We start from the raw sequence: 16,732 nt of genomic DNA on the forward strand, positions 1-16,732 counted from the left end.
GGAAGGGGTCGGAAGTCGGAAGCGGCCGTGCACTCATCCAGGTTAAATAGCTAACCTATTTATCCAAGGTAGTCAATGAGTGCACCCGATGTCAGAGCCCCAGCGAACGCCCGATGATCTCCTGCATGATCTCCGAGGTGCCGCCGAAGACCCGCTGCACCCGGCTGTCGCGCCAGATCCGGGCGATCTCGTACTCGTTGACGTAGCCGTAGCCGCCGAACAGCTGCATACAGCGGTCGATGACCTGCCAGCCGGTCTCCGAGGTCCAGTACTTGGCCGCCGCGGCCTCCTCGGCCGTCAACTCGCCCTGGAACAGGGCCATGATGCAGCCGTCGACGTAGACGCGGGCGGCGCCCAGCTTGGCCTTGATGTCGGCGAGGGCGAACCGGTTGGCCTGGAACTCCCCGATCGGCTGCCCGAACGCGGTGCGGGTCTTGGCGTAGTCCAACGCCAGTTCGTATGCCCGCTCGGCGGCGGCCAGCGAGGAGACCGCGATGGCGAGGCGCTCGGTCGGGAGGTTGCCCATCATGTGGTAGAAACCGCGGTTCTCCTGCCCGATGAGGTTCTCGGCGGGGACGCGGACCTCGTGGAAGAAGAGTTCGGCGGTGTCCTGCGCCTTCATCCCGACCTTGTCGAGCTTGCGCCCGCGCTCGAAGCCCTCCGCATCCCGCTCGACGACGATCAGGCTGATGCCCTTGTGCCCGGCGTCCGGGTCGGTCTTGCAGGCGACGATGACCAGGTCGGCCAGGATGCCGTTGGTGATGAAGGTCTTGGAGCCGTCGATCACCCACTCGTCGCCGTCCCGGCGGGCGGTGGTGCGGATGGCCTTGAGATCGGAGCCGGCGGCCGGTTCGGACAGCGCGAGCGCGCAGATCGTCTCGCCACTGGTCACCCCGGGCAGCCAACGGGCCTTCTGCTCAGGGGTGGTGAGGTTCGTCAGATAGGGCGGGATGACGTCGTTCTGCAGCCCGAGCCCGATGCCGACCGAGCTGGTGGCCGCCATCTCCTCCGCCATGATGGCGTTGTAGCGAAAGTCCCGGATCCCCTGGCCGCCGTACTCCTCCGGGAACTGCCAGCCGATGAGTCCGGCCTTGCCCGCCGCCGTCCACGCGGCCCGGCTCACCTGCCCATCCCGCTCCCACTGCTCGGCGTACGGGGCGCATTCCCGCAGGTAGTAGGAGCGGGCGGTCTCCCGGAACAGCTCGTGCTCCTCGGTGAAGATCGTTCGGCGCATGCTGGACTCCGCTCAGGCATCTCGCTTATTTAGCTGAAGTAGTTATATGATAGCGCTGTATCGACAGCCGGGCGAGGGAGGGCGCGTGAGCGTACGGGACAAGGTGGCGCTCGTCACCGGAGCGGGCCGCGGCATCGGCGAGGCGATCGCCGGCCGGCTCGCCGCCCAGGGAGCCGCGGTCGCCGTCTGCGACCTGGACGCGGAGGCGGCCGGCAAGGTCGCGGGCCTGCTCGCGGAGCGGTACGGCGTGCGGGCCACGGGAGTCGGCGCAGACATCTCCGACAGCGCGGCCGTGCGCACGGCCGTGGAACGGGTGGCCGCCGAACTCGGCCCGGTGGACGTCCTGGTGAACAACGCGGCCGTCGACGTCATCGGCCGGTTCACCGACAGCTCCGAGGAGACCTGGGACCGGATCATCGCCGTCAATCTGCGCGGGACGATCACGATGACCCGGGCCGTCCTCGACCCGATGATCGAGCGGGGCGACGGCCGGATCGTCCACATCGCCTCGGACGCCGGCCGGGTCGGCTCGTCCGGTGAGGTCGTGTACTCGGCGACGAAAGGCGGGGTCATCGCCTTCGGCAAGGCCCTGGCCCGCGAGGTGGCCCGGCACGGCATCACCGTGAACAGCGTCTGCCCGGGTCCGACCGACACCGCGCTGCTCGGGCAGGTCGCCGAGTACAGCCAGAAGATGTACGACGCGACCGTGCGGGCGATCCCGCTGCGCCGCGTCGCCCAGCCCACCGACATCGCCGGTGTGGTGGCCTTCCTCGCGTCCGACGACGCCGCCTACATGACCGGGCAGACGCTCTCGGTCAGCGGCGGACTCACGATGGTCTGAGGTGAGCACCGTGCTGCGTGTCGAACTCCGGGACAGAATCGCCGTGTTGACCCTCGACCGGCCGGGACAGCTCAACGCGATCGGCTCCGAGACCGTGGACCAGCTGACGCGGGCGCTGAACGAACTGCGCGACAACGACGACGTACGCGCCCTGGTCGTGACCGGGGCCGGCCGGGCCTTCTCGGCCGGGGCCGACATCGGTGAGATCGAGTCGTTCACCGCGCCCCGGCAGTTCCATTCCTTCGTCCAGCAACTCACCGACGCCTACGCGCTGTTGGAGGACTTCCCCAAGCCCTCGGTCGCGGCCGTCCACGGGTTCGCCTTCGGCGGCGGTCTGGAGCTGGCGCTCGCCTGCGACCTGCGGGTGGCGGAGCGCGGCGCACGGCTGGGCCTGCCCGAGATGAAGCTCGGTGTGCTACCGGGCGCGGGCGGCACGCAACGCCTGCCGCGTCTGATCCCGCCCACGATCGCCAAGCAGATGATCCTCACCGGCGAACCGATCGACGCGGAACGGGCGTACGCGCTCGGCCTGGTCAACGAACTCGCCGAGCCCGGCGCGGCGTTGGGCGTCGCCAAGGCACTCGCCGCCGCGCTGACGGCCGGTGCCCCGCTGGCACTCGCGGCGGGCAAACGGCTGATCGACTACGGCCTCGGGATGGATCTGGAGGCGGCGATCTCGTACGAGCGCGAGACCGTCTCGGTGCTGTTCTCGACCGAGGACCGGATCGAGGGACTGAAGGCCTTCCGGGAGCGCCGACCCGGCGACTTCCAGGGCAAGTAGCGGGCGGACCGACAGACAGGGAGGTGGGCCGTGCGGCCACTGGAAGGCATTTCGGTCGTCGAACTGGGCATGTGGGTGGCGGCACCGGCCGCGGCCACCATGCTCGCGGACTGGGGCGCGGACGTGGTGAAGGTGGAGGCGCCGACCGGCGATCCCAACCGCTACACGCTCCGCCATGTCGGCCAGGACATCGACAGCGCGCCGCCGTTCGAGACCGACAACCGCGGCAAGCGCGGGATCGTCCTCGACCTGCGCTCGGAGGACGGCAAGGACGTACTGGAACGGCTGTTGAAGCGCGCCGACGTCTTCGTCACCAACCTCCGCCCGGGCGCGCTGGAACGGCTGGGCCTGGCCCCGGACGAGCTGCGCGCCCGCCATCCCCGCCTGGTCGTCGGCACGTTGACGGGCTACGGCTGGACGGGCGCGGAGCGCGACCGCGCCGGGTACGACGTCTCCGCCTTCTGGGCGCGCCCCGGCATCGCCGCCATGCTCAACCCGGCCGGTGAGCCTCCGCCCGGCATCCGGCCCGGACTCGGCGACCGTACGGCCGCCGCCAACCTGGTGGCCGGCGTCCTGGCCGCGCTGCTGCGCCGCGAACGCACCGGCGAGGGCGGCGTGGTGGACGTCTCGCTGCTCCGCTCCGGCACCTACGCCAACGGGAACGACCTCGCCCTGCAGAACTTCTTCGGCAGGCGCGGCCGCACCCGGCACCGCACCGAGCACGAGTCCCCGCTCTACAACTCCTACCGGGCCGCCGACGACCGCTGGTTCTGGCTGGTCGGTCTGGAGGGCAACCGGCACTGGCCCGGCGTCGTCAAGGCGCTCGGCCGCGCCGACCTGGAGACGGACGAGCGGTTCGCGACGGGCAAGCAACGGCGAGCGCACGTACGGGAGTTGATCGCCGTGTTCGACGAGGAGTTCGCGCGTCGGCCACTCGACGAGTGGGCACGGCGGTTCGACGCCGAGGGCGTGTGGTGGGCGCCGGTGCAGACCCTGGCCGAGGTGGCGGCCGATCCGCAGGCAGAAGCGATCGGCGCGTTCGTCGAACAGCCCGGCATGGGTGACGCCCCGCCGCTGCGGACCGTGGCAACACCCGTCAGTTTCTGGGGTGTTGACGACAAACCACGCAGCGGTGCGCCGACGCTCGGCGAACACACCGACGACGTACTCCGCGAACTCGACACAACCGGGAGGTAGCAGGTGGGCATCCTCGACGACAAGGTCGCCGTCGTGACCGGCGGTGGCAGGGGGCTCGGCCGGGCGCACTGCCTGGCGCTGGCCGAGGCCGGCGCGACCGTGGTGGTGAACGATCTCGGCTCCGGCCTGCACGGGGAGAGGACCGGCGACTCCCCCGCCGACGAGGTGGTCGCCGAGATCACCAAGCTCGGCGGGCAGGCGGTCGCCAACCACGCCTCGGTGACGGACTGGACGGCCACCGAGACCCTGGTCGCCGACACGGTCGCGGAGTTCGGGCGCCTCGACATCATCGTGAACAACGCGGGGATCGTGCGCGATCGCATGCTGTTCTCGATGACCGAGGCCGAGTTCGACTCCGTGATCGCGGTCCACCTCAAGGGCACGTTCGCGCTCACCCGGCACGCGTGCGCGTACTGGCGCGAGGCGTCGAAGCGTGGGGAGCGCGTCACCGGCCGCGTCATCAACACCACGTCCGGGACCGGCCTGTTCGGCAACCAGGGGCAGTCCAACTACGGTGCCGCGAAGGCCGGGATAGCCGGTCTCACGGTCCTCACCGCCCTGGAGATGCGCAAGTACGGCGTCACCGCGAACGCCATCTCGCCGATCGCCGCCACGCGGATGACGGACGGCCTGTCCGTCGGTGAATCGCTGCGGGCCGTCGACGGCTTCGACCCGCGCGACCCCGCCAACGCCTCGGGCGTCGTCGTCTACCTGGCCTCCGACAGCGCGGCCTGGCTGACCGGCCAGGTCCTGCGCATCGAGGGCAACCGACTGAACCGGCTCCAGGGCTGGACCGTCGCCGCCGTCCACCCCAGCGAGTCGGGCCAGGCCCTCACCTACGACGAACTCGTGGACGCCGTACCGCAGTTGTACGGTGTCGCCCCTGCGGGACGGGCCACGGGAGTCGGCCAGTGACGGCACGGGGCCACGACGTCGCCGCGCTCGTCCTGCGCGCGACCCTCGGCCCGATGCTCTTCGCGCACGGCTGGAACAAGGTCGCCGGGCCGGGCGGGCTCAAGGGCACGACGGGCTGGTTCGAGGCACTCGGACTGCGGCCCGCCGAGGTGCACGCGCGTATGGCGGCCGGGACGGAGATGGCGGCCGGCATGGGGATCACGCTGGGCGCGGCAAATCCCCTACCAGCGGCGGCCGCCGTCGGTCTGATGACCGTAGCGGCCCGAACCGACCATCGCGGCAAGGGTTTCTTCGTCTTCAAGGGCGGCTGGGAGTACGTCGGTGTCGTGGGCGGAGCGGCCGTCACCCTGGCCGCGCTGGGCCCCGGCAAATACTCGCTGGACGGAGTCCTGCGTCGCCAACGCGCGGGCGCGGGGCCCGCGTTGCTGGCCGTGGGGGTCGGTACGGCGAGCGCCGCCGCGCTGCTGGCCGCGTGCTACCGGCCGGAGCGGAAGCCGGACGAGACAGAAACAGATAACCAAGGGCAATAAGGGAGTCGACATGGACGCGGCTGACTTCAGCGCGGTGCTGTCCGAGGTCCGGCGCTTCGTGCGCGAGCGCGTCGTACCGCTTGAAGCGGAGATCGACGAGAAGGACGAGATGCCCGCGGAGATCCGCGAGGCGGCCAAGAAGATGGGCCTGTTCGGCTTCGCGCTGCCCGAGGAGTACGGCGGGCTGGGGCTGTCGATGTACGAGGAGGCCCAGTTGATGTTCGAGCTGGGGTACACAACCCCGGCCCTGCGCTCGATGTTCGGGACCAACAACGGCATCGCCGGGCACGTCCTGATGGTCGGCGGCACGGAGGAACAGAAGGCGGAGTGGTTGCCGAGGATCGCCTCGGGTGACGTCCTGGCGTCGTTCGCGCTCACCGAGGCGGAGGCGGGTTCCGACCCTTCGACCCTCACCACCAGGGCACACCTGGACGGCGACGAGTGGGTGATCAATGGTGCCAAGCGGTACATCACCAACGCCCCGCTGGCCGACGTCTTCATGGTCTTCGCCCGCACTGATCCCGACGCCCCGCGCACCCGCGGCATCTCCACCTTCCTTGTTCCGGCGGGCACTTCGGGCCTCACCGTGGCGCCCAAGGACCACAAGATGGGCCAGTTCGGCGCCTGGACGGCGGACGTGTACTTCGACGACGTACGCGTACCCGCGTCCGCCCTCGTCGGCGGCGAGGCCGGCCTCGACCGGGGTTTCGGCACGGCGATGGGCTGCATCGCGCACGGCCGGGTGCACATCTCGTCCCTGTGCGTGGGCATGGCCGAGCGGCTCGTCGACGAGACCGTGGAGTACGCCCGCACCCGCCGCCAGTCCGGGAAGCTCATCGGCTCCTTCCAGCTCGTCCAGGGCCTGATCGCCGACTCCATGACCGACTACTACGCCGGCCGTGCCACGGTCCTGGAGGCGGCCCGCGCGTTCGACGCCGGAACGGACACCAAGATCGGCCCGTCCTGCACGAAGTACTTCGCCAGCGAGATGGTGTGGCGGGTCGCGGACCGCGCGGTCCAGGTCCACGGCGGGGCGGGCTACATGCGCGGGGTCGCCGTCGAGCGCTTCTACCGCGATGCCCGGCTCTTCCGTATCTACGAGGGGACGAGCCAGATCCAGCAGGTCATCATCGCGAAGGCCCTGCTGGGCGAGGCGGCCCGGGGCTGACGGACATCGACGACGAGGGCCCCGGGGTAGTCCCGGGGCCCTCGTCTTCGTGCTCGCCTCAGATTCCGAGCCGGTCCAGCAGCCGCTCGTGGTACACGGCGGGCCCGCCGAAAAGCAGCTGCGAGGACTTGGCCCGCCGGAAGTACAGATGCGCCGGGTGCTCCCAGGTGAAGCCGATGCCGCCGTGGACCTGGATGTTCTCCATGGCCGCGAACATGTACGCCCGTGAGCAGCAGGCGTGGGCCACGGCCGCGGCGACGGCGAAGTCCGCAGAGCCCTCGTCGGCCAGTCGCGCCGCCTCCCGGGAGGCGGCTTCGGCCAGTTCGACCTGGACGAGCGTGTCCGCGCACTTGTGCTTGACCGCTTGGAAGGCACCGATCGGCCGGCCGAACTGGTGCCGGGTACGGGCGTGTTCGGTGCTCATCTCCAGGCACCTGCGGGCCCCGCCCGACTGCTCGGCGGCGAGGGCGACCGACGCGACGTCCAGGACCTTGGCCATGGTGCGCCCGCCCGCCCCGTCCGAGCCGACGAGTGTCGCGGGCACCGCGTCGAACGTCAGCCGGGCCATCGCCCGGGTCGCGTCCAAGGTCTCCATCGGTTGGGCCGCCAGTCCCGGGGCGTCCCGGTCCACGGCGAAGAGCGAGGGACCGGCGACAGTTCGGGCGACGACCAGGACCAGGTCAGCGGTCGTACCGTCGATGACGAAGGACTTGCGGCCGGTCAGCTTCCAGCCGCCGTCCCCGTCCGGTACCGCACGCGCCGAGATCAGCGCGGGGTCCCAGGATCCGCTGTCCTCCGCCACCGCGAGGGCGGCCGTCGTCCCGCCGGCTGCGATGCCGGGGAGGTGACGTGCGCAAGCCTCCCGGTCACCGGAGGCGAGCAGGGCCTGGGCCGCGAGCACGACCGTCGCGAAGAAGGGGGCGCACAGCAGGGCTCGGCCCATCTCCTCCAGTACGAAACCGAGTTCGACCAATCCGAAGCCGTCACCGCCGTACTCCTCCGGGATCACCAGGCCCGGCAACCGCAGTTGGTCGGCCGCCTGAGCCCACACCGCCGGGTCGAAGCGCGGCTCGCTCTCCATGAGCTTACGGACGGCTTCCTCGGGTGACTTGGCTTCCAGGAACTCCCTTACGGAGAGCCTGAGTTCGCGCAGTTCGGTCTCGTCGGCGGTCATGACCGCACCTCCTTGGGCAGTCCGAGGACGCGTTCCGCGAGGATGTTCTTCATGATCTCCTCGGTGCCGCCGAGGATGCGCAACGCCGGGGTGGCGAGGAGCAGTTCGGACCAGGCGTAGGTGCCCCACTGTCCGGTGTCGGCGATGATCCGGGGTCCGAGTGCGTCGGACACGAAGTGTGCGGCGCGGGTGAGGTTCTGGCCGTACATCAGCTTCGAGACGGACATCTCGGGACCCGGCGTGCCACCGGCGCGCAGACCGCGCAGGGCACAGGAGTTGAGGTACTCCGTGGCCAGGGCGTCCGTGAGAAGTTCCGCGAGCCGGGCGCGCAGGGCGCGGTCGTCCCAGGTCCAGGTGGCGCGCATCAGGGCCGAGAGGTGGTCCGGGGACAGCGCGGCGGCCACCGGTCCCGCACCCTCGCTGCCGACCGTCGCGCGCTCGTTCATCAGGGTGGTCAGGGCGACCGTCCAGCCGCCGTCGACCTCGCCGAGCCGGTGGTCGTCGGGGACGCGGACGTCGGTGAGGAAGACCTCGTTGAAGTCCGCGCCGCCGGTCATCTGCCGAAGCGGTCTGACCTCGACGCCAGGGGCGTCCATGGGGACCAGGAAGGCCGTGATCCCGCGATGTTTGGGCGCGTCCGGATTCGTGCGGGTGAGGGCGAGTCCGATCTGGCTGTGCTGGGCGACCGAGGTCCACACCTTCTGGCCGTTCAGCACCCAACTGTCGCCCTCGCGCACCGCCTTGGTGGCCACGCTCGCCAGGTCGGATCCGGCGCCGGGTTCGCTGAACAACTGGCAGGCGATGGCGTCCCCGCGGTACATCGCGGTCAACCACCGCTCCTTGATGGGTGGTTGGGCGTGAGCGAGGATCGTCGGCCCGATCATGCCGAGGCCGATCACGCTGAGCACACCGGTGTCGGCGACGTCGTACTCGGACTCGACGGCGTCGTAGACCAGGTCGTGGACGGGGGTCAGGCCCCGGCCGCCGTATTCCACCGGGCCGGTGATCCAGCCGAAGCCGTTCTCGTGGCGGACGCGCTGCCAGTCGCGCGCCCGCTGGACGTGCTCGCGTTCCGCCTCGGGCGGGAGGCTGCTGAAATAGGCCATCGAGTCGTCGCCCTCGCCCCAGACGGGGGCGGTGCGGTCGGGGGCCTTGGCCGCGTGGGCGTCGAGGAAGGCGCGTGTCTCGGCCGCGAAGTCCTGCATGTCGTCTGCCATGTTGGCTCTGTCCTCAGGTGCTCAGGATGGTGACCGCCGACACGCCCGGCGCGCCGTACAGGTGGGTGTAGCCGACGTGCGGTGTGCCGGGGATCTGTCGGTCTCCGGCCGTGCCGCGCAGTTGGAGGACGATCTCGTGGATCTGGCGCAGTCCGGACGCGCCGATCGGTTCGCCGTTGCCGAGGAGTCCGCCGTCGGTGTTGACCGGGAGTCTGCCGCCGATCTCGGTGGCGCCCTCGGCGATGAGGCGTTCCTGCTCGCCGTCCTTGCAGAGGCCGTTCTCGGCCATGTGGATGACCTCCGATCCGGCGTCGGTGTCCTGGAGTTGGGCGACGTCGATGTCCTCGGGGCCGATGCCCGCGCGTTCGTACGCCTCCCGCGAGGCGTCCACGGTCGGGCTCGCGACGATCTCCCCGACCGGGAAGGACGGGCTCTGCACCTCGAAGGCGCCGAGCCGGCGGCTGCGCAGGGCTGTTGACCGGATCCGTACGGGCTTCCCGGTGTACTTGTGGGCCTGGTCGGCACGGCACAGCACGAGAGCTGCCGCTCCTTCGTCCGGGCCGCAGTACATGTACTGGCGGAGGGGGTAGTTGAGGACCGGGGAGGCGAGGATCTCCTCCACGGACAGGGGAGTTCGGCGCCAGGCCTTCTCGTTCCGGGCCGCGTTGCCGAAGTTCTTGGCCGCGACGCGCGCGAGTGTCTCGTGGGAGATGCCGTGGTCGTGCATATAGCGGTTGATCTTCATGCCGAAGAAGTGGGTGGTGAGGAAGAGGCCGGTCTGTCCGTACCAGGAGGGGATGCCGGCCACGGACGGGTCGGCGGCGAACGCCCCGCGCGGGTGCTTGTCCAGGCCGATCGCGATGGTCAGGTCGTGCTCGCCGGTCTCGATGGCGCGGGCGGCCAGCGCCACCGAAGTACCGGCGGTGGCGCAGCCGTTGAACACCCCGCGCAGGGGTACGCCGGTCAGGCCGAGCCGGGCGACGATGGCGTCCGGGTTGGCGACCTCGTAGCTGCCGATGTAACCGCCCTGGATCTGCGGCCAGTTGACGCCCGCGTCGGCGAGCGCGAGCCGTACCGCGTCCGCGCCCATGTCCAGTGCGGGCTTTCCGGGGAACCGGCCGAAGGGATGGAGTCCCACGCCGATGATGACGGCCTCTGTCACGGTGTCTCCTCCTCGGCCGGGGCGAACGCGAACGTCATGACCTCGGTGCCGTCCTCCTGCACGCGGTACGGCACGAGCGTCAGCCGCATGTCCTGCCCGATCCGCAGCCTGTCCGGGTCGGGTTCGGTCAGGCGGGCCTCGACCAGCAGTTCGCCGGGGAGTTCGATGTACCCGACCGCGTACGGCTCGAAGGCCTCGGGGCCGTCGTACGGCGGGGACGGCGGCCTGAAGTCCTGGGTGGTGTACGTCCAGAGCGTCCCGCGGTCCGCAAGGAGCCGTTCCTTGGCCTCCGTGCTCGCGCAGCGGACGCAGTCCGATGCGGCGGGGAAGCTCACCAGTCCGCAGGCCGTGCACTCGGAGCCGATGAGCCTGAGGGGCGTGCTCTCGTCGGGCGGCCAGGTGAACAGGCCCTCGGCTACTGGTATTTGAGTGGTCGTCATGTCTTCACGCCCCGTTCCGGTTGCCCAGGGCGTCGGCGTTCGGAGCCGCCTTGGCCACCAGGTTCGGGACGACCGAGGTCAGTTCCTCGGGCGTCCAGCGCGACTCCGCGCTCGCGCCGGGTCCGTTGACCCAGCCCTCCAGGACCGTGATGCGGTTGCCGACGACGCCGAAGACCCGGCCGGTGACCTCGCGCGAGGCGGCCGAGCCGAGCCACACGACGAGCGGGGAGATGGCTTCGGGGGTGAGGTCCTGCGCCTCGGCGGCCCGTTTCATCATCTCGATGTCCTCGGTCAGCCGGGTGAGCGCGGTGGGCGCGATGGCGTTCACCGTCACGCCGTAGCGGGCGAGTTCGGCGGCGGCGATGACGGTGAGGCTCGCGATGCCGGCCTTGGCGGAGCCGTAGTTCGACTGGCCGGGGTTGCCGAAGATGCCGGACGGGGAGGTCGTGTTGATGACCCGGGCGTCGTTGCCGTGACCGGCCTTGGCACGCTCGCGCCAGTACGCGGCGGCGTGGTGCAGGGTGGCGAAGCTGCCCTTGAGGTGGACGGCGATCACACTGTCCCAGTCCCGCTCGGTCATCGACACGATCATCCGGTCCCGCAGGATGCCCGCGTTGTTGACCAGGACGTCCAGGCCGCCGTAGGTGTCTACGGCCTGTCGGACGAGCCGGCCGGCGCCGTCCCAGGCGGAGATGTCGTCCGTGTTGGCCACGGCCTCGCCGCCGGCCGCGACGATCTCGTCGACCACGGTCTGGGCGGGCCCGGCCGAGGTGCCTCCGCCGTCGCGCGCGCCGCCCAGGTCGTTGACGACGACCTTCGCGCCGTGCGCGGCGAAGGCCAGGGCGTGGGCCCGGCCGATCCCGTTGCCGGCGCCGGTGACGACCACGACCCGGCCGTCGACCACTCCTTCGGACATCCTCAACTCCTCGATGACGGTGACTGGTTGGTGGTCCCGGCAAAGAGGACCCGCGGATCCTCGCTGCCACAGGCGCAGCGGCCGGTGAGCACGCGCCCGGCGATGCCGAGCGGGGTCTCGGGCAGCAGCGAGGTGCGCTCCTCCCCCGCCGCCACGGACAGTTGCCCGTCCCGCACACCGACCCGCCACTCGGCGGCGTTGACGTGCGCGCCGCCTCGCTCGGGGCACTCGAGTGCGAGGGCCGGTCCGACGGTCGCGATCAGGGCGGCGGACACGCCCACCCCGCGCAGCACCGGTACGGCGGCGGGCCGGGCCAGCACGACCGACGTCGTCCGGAACATCTCACCGACGTCGGCCGCACCGGCCAGCCCCTCAAGGGTCTCGGCCGACAGGCCGATGACCGCGTGCGGGTCGAGTTCGCGGTGGAAGACCGCGGTCCTGCGGTGGTCCCAGCCCATCGCCTCGGCGATGCCGTACGTCACCTTCAGGGTGCGCAGGGCGCCGATCACGGCGTGGCCCCAGAAGCCCTCGAAGCCGGAGGTGGTCAGCAACGCCCGCTGTCCCGCGGCCAGTCCGTGGTCCCGCAGCCTGGCGGTGGCCCAGTCGGTGTCGCGGGCGAGTTCCGCCCAGCTCAGTTCCACGTCCCGGATGCCGTCGGCGGTGGGGAAGCGTACGAGGTAGGCGAGTTCGGGCCGGTCGAGGGTGCGGGCCCGGGCCAGGGTGTCGGCGCGGGTCATCAACTCTTCACCACCCGGGGGAACTTGGCGACGCTGGTCATGGTCTTCAACAGGTCCTCCTCGGTGCGCATGTCGAGCACGGGCTTGACGCCAGTCCGCTCGCGCACGGCCTCGCCCAGGCGTCCGGCCAGGGCGTCGACGTCGTCGGTGAGCCGGGGGTCGTAGCCGACGCGCAGCCGCAGTTCGTCGACCTCGCGTCCGGCGCGGACGATCTGGAAGACGCCCGCCACGGTCTCGGGCTGGTCCTCGACCGCCTGCCAGATGTCCCGCAGGACCACGGAACGCCCCTGGACGAGGGTCTCGTCGCCGCGCCTGCCGGCCACCCACATCCGGGCGTGGGTGCGCCCGCAGCCGCAGCGGTCGCGGGAGAGGCGGACGAGGTCCTCGCTGCGGTAACGGATCAGCGGCGCGGCCCGGTTGTCGAGGTCGGTGGCGACCAGTTCGCCGAGGTCGCCCTCCGCCGCGTCGCGCCAGCCGTGCTCGTCGACCTCGACGCACTCCGCGAAGACGGTGTCCTCCCAGAGGTGGAAGCCGTCGTGCTCGCGGCACTCCCAGGCAGTGCCGGTGTCGGCGGCGCTGGTGTACTCGTAGACGTCGATGCCCCAGTCCTCGCGGATCCGCTCGCGCATCTTCCGGCTGAGGGGCTGCCCGGCGCAGGAGGCACCCTTGAGGGAGGAGAACGCCTCCTTGAGGTCCGTCCGGCCGGCCAGGTGCTCCAGCTCCACCATCTGCGGATACATCATCTGGAGGTAGGCCGGGCGGTAGGTGCGCAGGGCCTCGACGACCTCGTCCATCTTCCCGAGCCAGGTGTCCACCTCGATGACGACCGCGCCGAGCGCCTGGTAGCCGGGGTCCATGAGGTTGCGGAAGGTGCCGGGCGGGCTCAGCACCCGGTCTCCGGGACGGAGGCCGAGTTCCCACAGGTCACGCACCTGCGCGGTGACCAGGGGCGGCGCGTCCTCCCAGATCTCGGCGAAGAACTCCGGGTCGCCGGTGGTGCCCGAGCTGGAGGAGACCGAGGTCAGTTCCTCGGTCGGGACGCAGAGCAGTCCGCCGAAGGGATCGCCGGTGCGGGTCCGGTGGGCGCGCACCATGTCCTTGGTGATGAACGGGATGCGGGCCCGGAAGTCGTCGAGGGTGCGGACGTCGCGCGGGTGCACCCCGTGCTCGTCCCAAAGTGCTCGGAAGAAGGCGGAGTTCGCGTAGGCGTACTCGACGAGTTCCACCACCCGCTCTTCCTGCCGTGCCCGCAGCTGGTCCCGGGCCATGGTCTCCACCTGTGGCTCGAAGTACCTGTCAGCGGTGTCCCTGTCCCCGGCCATGGCGCCTCCTCGCGGCTCAGCTGCCCAGATCTTCCAGCTATCAGCGCAATCAGTCAACTAATTCGACTGAATCTCGGGGAAGTCTCGCGCTCGCTCGATCTATATAGTTAACTATTAGCACTCATTAGACCCTCGGGAGGGCGATGTGAAGATCGTTGTCTGCGTGAAGCACGTGCCCGACGCCACGGCGGACCGCACCTTCACCGAGGACGGCACCACCGACCGCGCCTCGGTCGACTCGCTGCTGTCCGAACTCGACGAGTACGCCGTCGAACAGGCCCTGCGGATCGCGGAGTCGGGCGAAGACGTCGAGGTCTCCTACCTCACCGTCGGCCCCGACGACGCGAAGGACGCCCTGCGCAAGGCGCTCGCGATGGGCGGCGACTCGGCGATCCACGTGAGCGACGAGGACATCGCGGGCAGCGACGTGTTCGGCACCTCGCTCGTACTGGCCGGGGCGATCGAGCGCCAGGGCTTCGACCTCGTCCTGTGCGGGATGGCCTCGACGGACGGCACCATGAGCGTCGTACCGGCGCTGCTGGCCGAACGGCTCGGGGTCCCCGCCGTCACCCACCTTGAGGAACTGACGGTGGAGGACGGCACGGTGACCGGCCGCCGCGAGAGCGATTCCGCGACCGTGCGGGTCCGCAGCGCGCTGCCGGCCGTGGTCTCGGTGACCGACCGTTCCGGTGACGCCCGTTACCCCTCCTTCAAGGGGATCATGGCCGCCAAGAAGAAGCCGCTGGAGACTCTCGGCCTCGCCGATCTCGGCATCGACACCGAGCGGGTCGGCCGGACCGGTGCGCGATCCGCCGTCGACACCGCGACCAGGCGTCCACCGCGCACCAAGGGAGAGAACGTCGCCGACGACGGCGCGGGCGGCGCCGGTCTGGCCGCGTTCCTCACCGCCAGGAAGTTCGTCTGAGCCACACGTCCGTCCGACCGACCCAAGGAGCGCAGCACCGTGGCCGAGATCCTCGTACTCGTCGACCACCTGGACGGCACCGTCCGCAAGCCGACCCTCGAACTGCTCACCCTGGCCCGCCGGTTGGGCGAGCCGTCGGCCGTCTTCCTCGGCCCGGGCGCGGACGCCGCGGCCGAGACCCTCGGCCGGTACGGCGCGCACAAGGTGTACGTCGTGGACGCACCCGAGGTCGAGGAACTCCTCGTCACTCCGGCCGTCGACGCCCTCACCCAGATCGCCGGCAGCACCGCCCCGGCGGCGATCCTGCCGCCGTCGAGCCCGGACGGCAAGGAGACCGCCGCACGGGTCGCGCTCCGCCTGGAGTCGGGGCTGATCACGGACGCGGTCGACATCACGGCGGGCGAGGACGGCCGCCCGATCACCGAGCAGTCCGCGTTCGCGGCGACCCACCAGGTCACGGCGCACATCACGCGGGGCATCCCGGTGATCACGGTGAAGCCGAACGCCACCGCACCCGAACCGGCCCCTGTCACGGCCGAGTTGGAGAAGTGGGACGTCACCTTCGGCCCGACCTCCGCCGCCGTCAAGGTCCTCTCCCGCACGCCCCGGGAGCGCGGCGACCGCCCCGAACTGACCGAGGCCGACATCGTCGTCTCCGGCGGGCGGGGCGTGAACGGCGCCGAGAACTTCACCCTCATCGAGCGCGTCGCCGACACCCTGGGCGCGGCCGTCGGAGCGTCCCGGGCCGCCGTCGACGCGGGCTGGTACCCGCACAGTCACCAGGTCGGCCAGACCGGCACCCAGGTCTCCCCGCAGCTCTACCTCGCCGCCGGGATCTCCGGAGCGATCCAGCACCGCGCGGGCATGCAGACCTCCAAGACCATCGTCGCGGTCAACAAGGACAAGGACGCCCCGATCTTCGAACTCGCCGACTACGGCGTCGTAGGAGATCTCTTCCAGGTGCTCCCACAACTGGTGGAGGAGATCGAGCGGCGCCGCAGCTGATCTCCACCCTTCCCGGCCTTCCACTCGGCGGCCGATACGATTAAAATCGCTAACTGATTGCATCTATTGACCCGAAGGAGCGCCATGACGAAGATCTGGGTCAACTCCGGGGACTCCCATGTGATGGAACCCGACGACCTGTGGATCCAGGCGCTGCCGCCGCGCCTCGCCGACCGGGCGCCGCGCAGTGAGCGCGGCGACAAGTACGAGGTGCTGTACATCGACGGCGAGCGCATCGACCGCCAGCTCAACGACTTCATGGACGCCATGCGGCCACCGGGCGCCCGTGACCTCCAGGTCCGGCTGAAGGACCTGGACCAGGAGGGCGTGTGGGGTCAACTGGCCTTCCCCTCCATGGGGTTCTGGCTGGTGTCGATCACCGAGCGGGAACTCGCCCGCGAGACCGTACGGGCCTGGAACGACTGGGCGCACTCCGAGGTCCTCGGGAAGCAGAAGCGCATCATCACCCCCGCCTGCGTGTCCACCGCCAATGTCGAGGACGCGGTCGCCGAGGTCGAGCGCGTGGCGGAGATGGGCTTCCAGTCCGTCTTCCTGCCGTGCCAGACACGGCCCGGCGAGGAGTACGCCCTCGACCGCTGGGAGCCGCTGTGGGCAGCGGCCGAGCGGGCCGGACTGACCCTGGGCTTCCACATCGGCACCGGTGGCGAGAACGTCGTCTTCCGCGGGCCCGGCGGCGCCGTCGTCAACTACATGGAGACGACGTATCCGGGCATGCGCGTCGTGTCCCACATGGTCGCGGGCGGTGCCCTGGACCGGCACCCCGACCTGAAGATCCTCATCGCGGAGGGCGGCGCGGGCTGGGTGCCGGCCATCGGCGACCGGATGGACGAGGCCTACCGTCAGCACGGCATGTTCGTCCGGCCGAAGCTCAGCCGGCTGCCCAGCGAGATCATCAGGCAGCAGGTGTACGCCTCCTTCCAGCACGACAAGAGCTCGGTGGAGATCGTCGAGTCGACCGGCTACCGCAACGTGATGTGGGGCGACGACTACCCCCACCTGGAAGGCACTTACGGCCACACCCAGTCGACGCTGCACGAGCTGTTCGACGGCGTGTCCGCGGACATCCGCGAGCGGGTCACCCGCGGCACCTTCGACGAGCTGTTCAGCCTGCCCGAGCAGACTCCCCAGGAGGCGGCCGTCTGAGCGG

17 protein-coding genes are annotated in these 16,732 nt (G+C 70.5%); 9 read left to right on the forward strand and 8 right to left on the reverse strand.

The window, feature by feature from the left end; translation table 11 throughout:
• Positions 1-91: 91 nt before the first annotated feature.
• Complete coding sequence (locus ACIBK4_RS30615; RefSeq protein ID WP_398999755.1) at positions 92-1,234, reverse strand: acyl-CoA dehydrogenase family protein; 1,143 nt, start codon at positions 1,232-1,234, stop codon at positions 92-94.
• A gap of 85 nt (positions 1,235-1,319) precedes the next feature.
• On the opposite strand from ACIBK4_RS30615, the gene ACIBK4_RS30620 reads away from it, so the two are divergent.
• Genes ACIBK4_RS30620 through ACIBK4_RS30645 form a run of 6 tightly spaced genes read left to right on the forward strand, consistent with a single transcriptional unit; the run spans position 1,320 to position 6,666 of the window.
• The gene (locus ACIBK4_RS30620; RefSeq protein ID WP_398999757.1) at positions 1,320-2,075 is read left to right on the forward strand and encodes an SDR family NAD(P)-dependent oxidoreductase; all 756 of its coding nucleotides are present in this window, start codon (positions 1,320-1,322) and stop codon (positions 2,073-2,075) included.
• Position 2,076: 1 nt separating this feature from the next.
• Positions 2,077-2,856: an enoyl-CoA hydratase/isomerase family protein gene (locus tag ACIBK4_RS30625; protein ID WP_398999760.1), complete on the forward strand. Its 780-nt coding sequence runs from the start codon at positions 2,077-2,079 to the stop codon at positions 2,854-2,856.
• Positions 2,857-2,886: 30 nt separating this feature from the next.
• A complete protein-coding gene (locus ACIBK4_RS30630; RefSeq protein WP_398999762.1) occupies positions 2,887-4,053 on the forward strand; it encodes a CaiB/BaiF CoA transferase family protein in 1,167 nt (388 codons plus the stop codon).
• A 3-nt stretch (positions 4,054-4,056) separates the two neighbouring features.
• Positions 4,057-4,968: an SDR family NAD(P)-dependent oxidoreductase gene (locus tag ACIBK4_RS30635; RefSeq protein WP_398999765.1), complete on the forward strand. Its 912-nt coding sequence runs from the start codon at positions 4,057-4,059 to the stop codon at positions 4,966-4,968.
• Positions 4,965-5,498 carry a DoxX family protein gene (locus ACIBK4_RS30640; RefSeq protein WP_398999767.1) on the forward strand — a complete coding sequence of 178 codons (534 nt, stop codon included), beginning with the start codon at positions 4,965-4,967 and terminating at the stop codon, positions 5,496-5,498. Before ACIBK4_RS30635 ends, ACIBK4_RS30640 begins: the two co-directional genes overlap by 4 nt.
• A 10-nt stretch (positions 5,499-5,508) precedes the next feature.
• The gene (locus ACIBK4_RS30645) at positions 5,509-6,666 is read left to right on the forward strand and encodes an acyl-CoA dehydrogenase family protein (protein WP_398999769.1); all 1,158 of its coding nucleotides are present in this window, start codon (positions 5,509-5,511) and stop codon (positions 6,664-6,666) included.
• Between the two features lie 58 nt (positions 6,667-6,724).
• On the opposite strand, the gene ACIBK4_RS30650 is transcribed toward ACIBK4_RS30645, so the two are convergent.
• From ACIBK4_RS30650 to ACIBK4_RS30680, 7 genes are read right to left on the reverse strand one after another with little or no spacing between them, the layout of a single operon-like run.
• Positions 6,725-7,840, reverse strand: a complete 1,116-nt coding sequence (locus tag ACIBK4_RS30650) for an acyl-CoA dehydrogenase family protein (protein ID WP_398999771.1) — start codon at positions 7,838-7,840, stop codon at positions 6,725-6,727.
• A complete protein-coding gene (locus ACIBK4_RS30655) occupies positions 7,837-9,057 on the reverse strand; it encodes an acyl-CoA dehydrogenase family protein (RefSeq protein ID WP_398999773.1) in 1,221 nt (406 codons plus the stop codon). Before ACIBK4_RS30655 ends, ACIBK4_RS30650 begins: the two co-directional genes overlap by 4 nt.
• 13 nt (positions 9,058-9,070) lie before the next feature.
• Positions 9,071-10,219 (reverse strand): thiolase family protein, encoded by a 1,149-nt coding sequence (locus tag ACIBK4_RS30660; RefSeq protein WP_398999775.1) that lies wholly within the window; start codon positions 10,217-10,219, stop codon positions 9,071-9,073.
• Complete coding sequence (locus ACIBK4_RS30665) at positions 10,216-10,659, reverse strand: Zn-ribbon domain-containing OB-fold protein (protein ID WP_398999777.1); 444 nt, start codon at positions 10,657-10,659, stop codon at positions 10,216-10,218. Before ACIBK4_RS30665 ends, ACIBK4_RS30660 begins: the two co-directional genes overlap by 4 nt.
• Before the next feature lie 4 nt (positions 10,660-10,663).
• A complete protein-coding gene (locus tag ACIBK4_RS30670; RefSeq protein WP_398999779.1) occupies positions 10,664-11,575 on the reverse strand; it encodes an SDR family oxidoreductase in 912 nt (303 codons plus the stop codon).
• 2 nt (positions 11,576-11,577) lie between these two features.
• Positions 11,578-12,312, reverse strand: coding sequence for a hypothetical protein (locus ACIBK4_RS30675; RefSeq protein WP_398999781.1), 735 nt, complete (start codon positions 12,310-12,312; stop codon positions 11,578-11,580).
• A complete protein-coding gene (locus ACIBK4_RS30680) occupies positions 12,312-13,634 on the reverse strand; it encodes a phenylacetate--CoA ligase family protein (RefSeq protein ID WP_398999783.1) in 1,323 nt (440 codons plus the stop codon). Before ACIBK4_RS30680 ends, ACIBK4_RS30675 begins: the two co-directional genes overlap by 1 nt.
• 163 nt (positions 13,635-13,797) lie before the next feature.
• Here ACIBK4_RS30680 and ACIBK4_RS30685 point away from each other — a divergent pair, with 163 nt between their 5' ends.
• The 3 genes from ACIBK4_RS30685 to ACIBK4_RS30695 all read left to right on the forward strand — a co-directional run bounded on the left by ACIBK4_RS30685 (position 13,798) and on the right by ACIBK4_RS30695 (position 16,728).
• Entirely contained in the window at positions 13,798-14,559 is a 762-nt protein-coding gene (locus ACIBK4_RS30685) for an electron transfer flavoprotein subunit beta/FixA family protein (RefSeq protein ID WP_398999785.1), read from the forward strand.
• Between the two features lie 39 nt (positions 14,560-14,598).
• Positions 14,599-15,564, forward strand: a complete 966-nt coding sequence (locus tag ACIBK4_RS30690) for an electron transfer flavoprotein subunit alpha/FixB family protein (protein WP_398999787.1) — start codon at positions 14,599-14,601, stop codon at positions 15,562-15,564.
• A gap of 84 nt (positions 15,565-15,648) precedes the next feature.
• Positions 15,649-16,728, forward strand: a complete 1,080-nt coding sequence (locus ACIBK4_RS30695; RefSeq protein ID WP_398999789.1) for an amidohydrolase family protein — start codon at positions 15,649-15,651, stop codon at positions 16,726-16,728.
• Positions 16,729-16,732 lie beyond the last annotated feature (4 nt).

The sequence above is a fragment of the Streptomyces sp. NPDC050528 genome (assembly GCF_044457795.1).
Classification (GTDB): Bacteria; Actinomycetota; Actinomycetes; order Streptomycetales; family Streptomycetaceae; genus Streptomyces.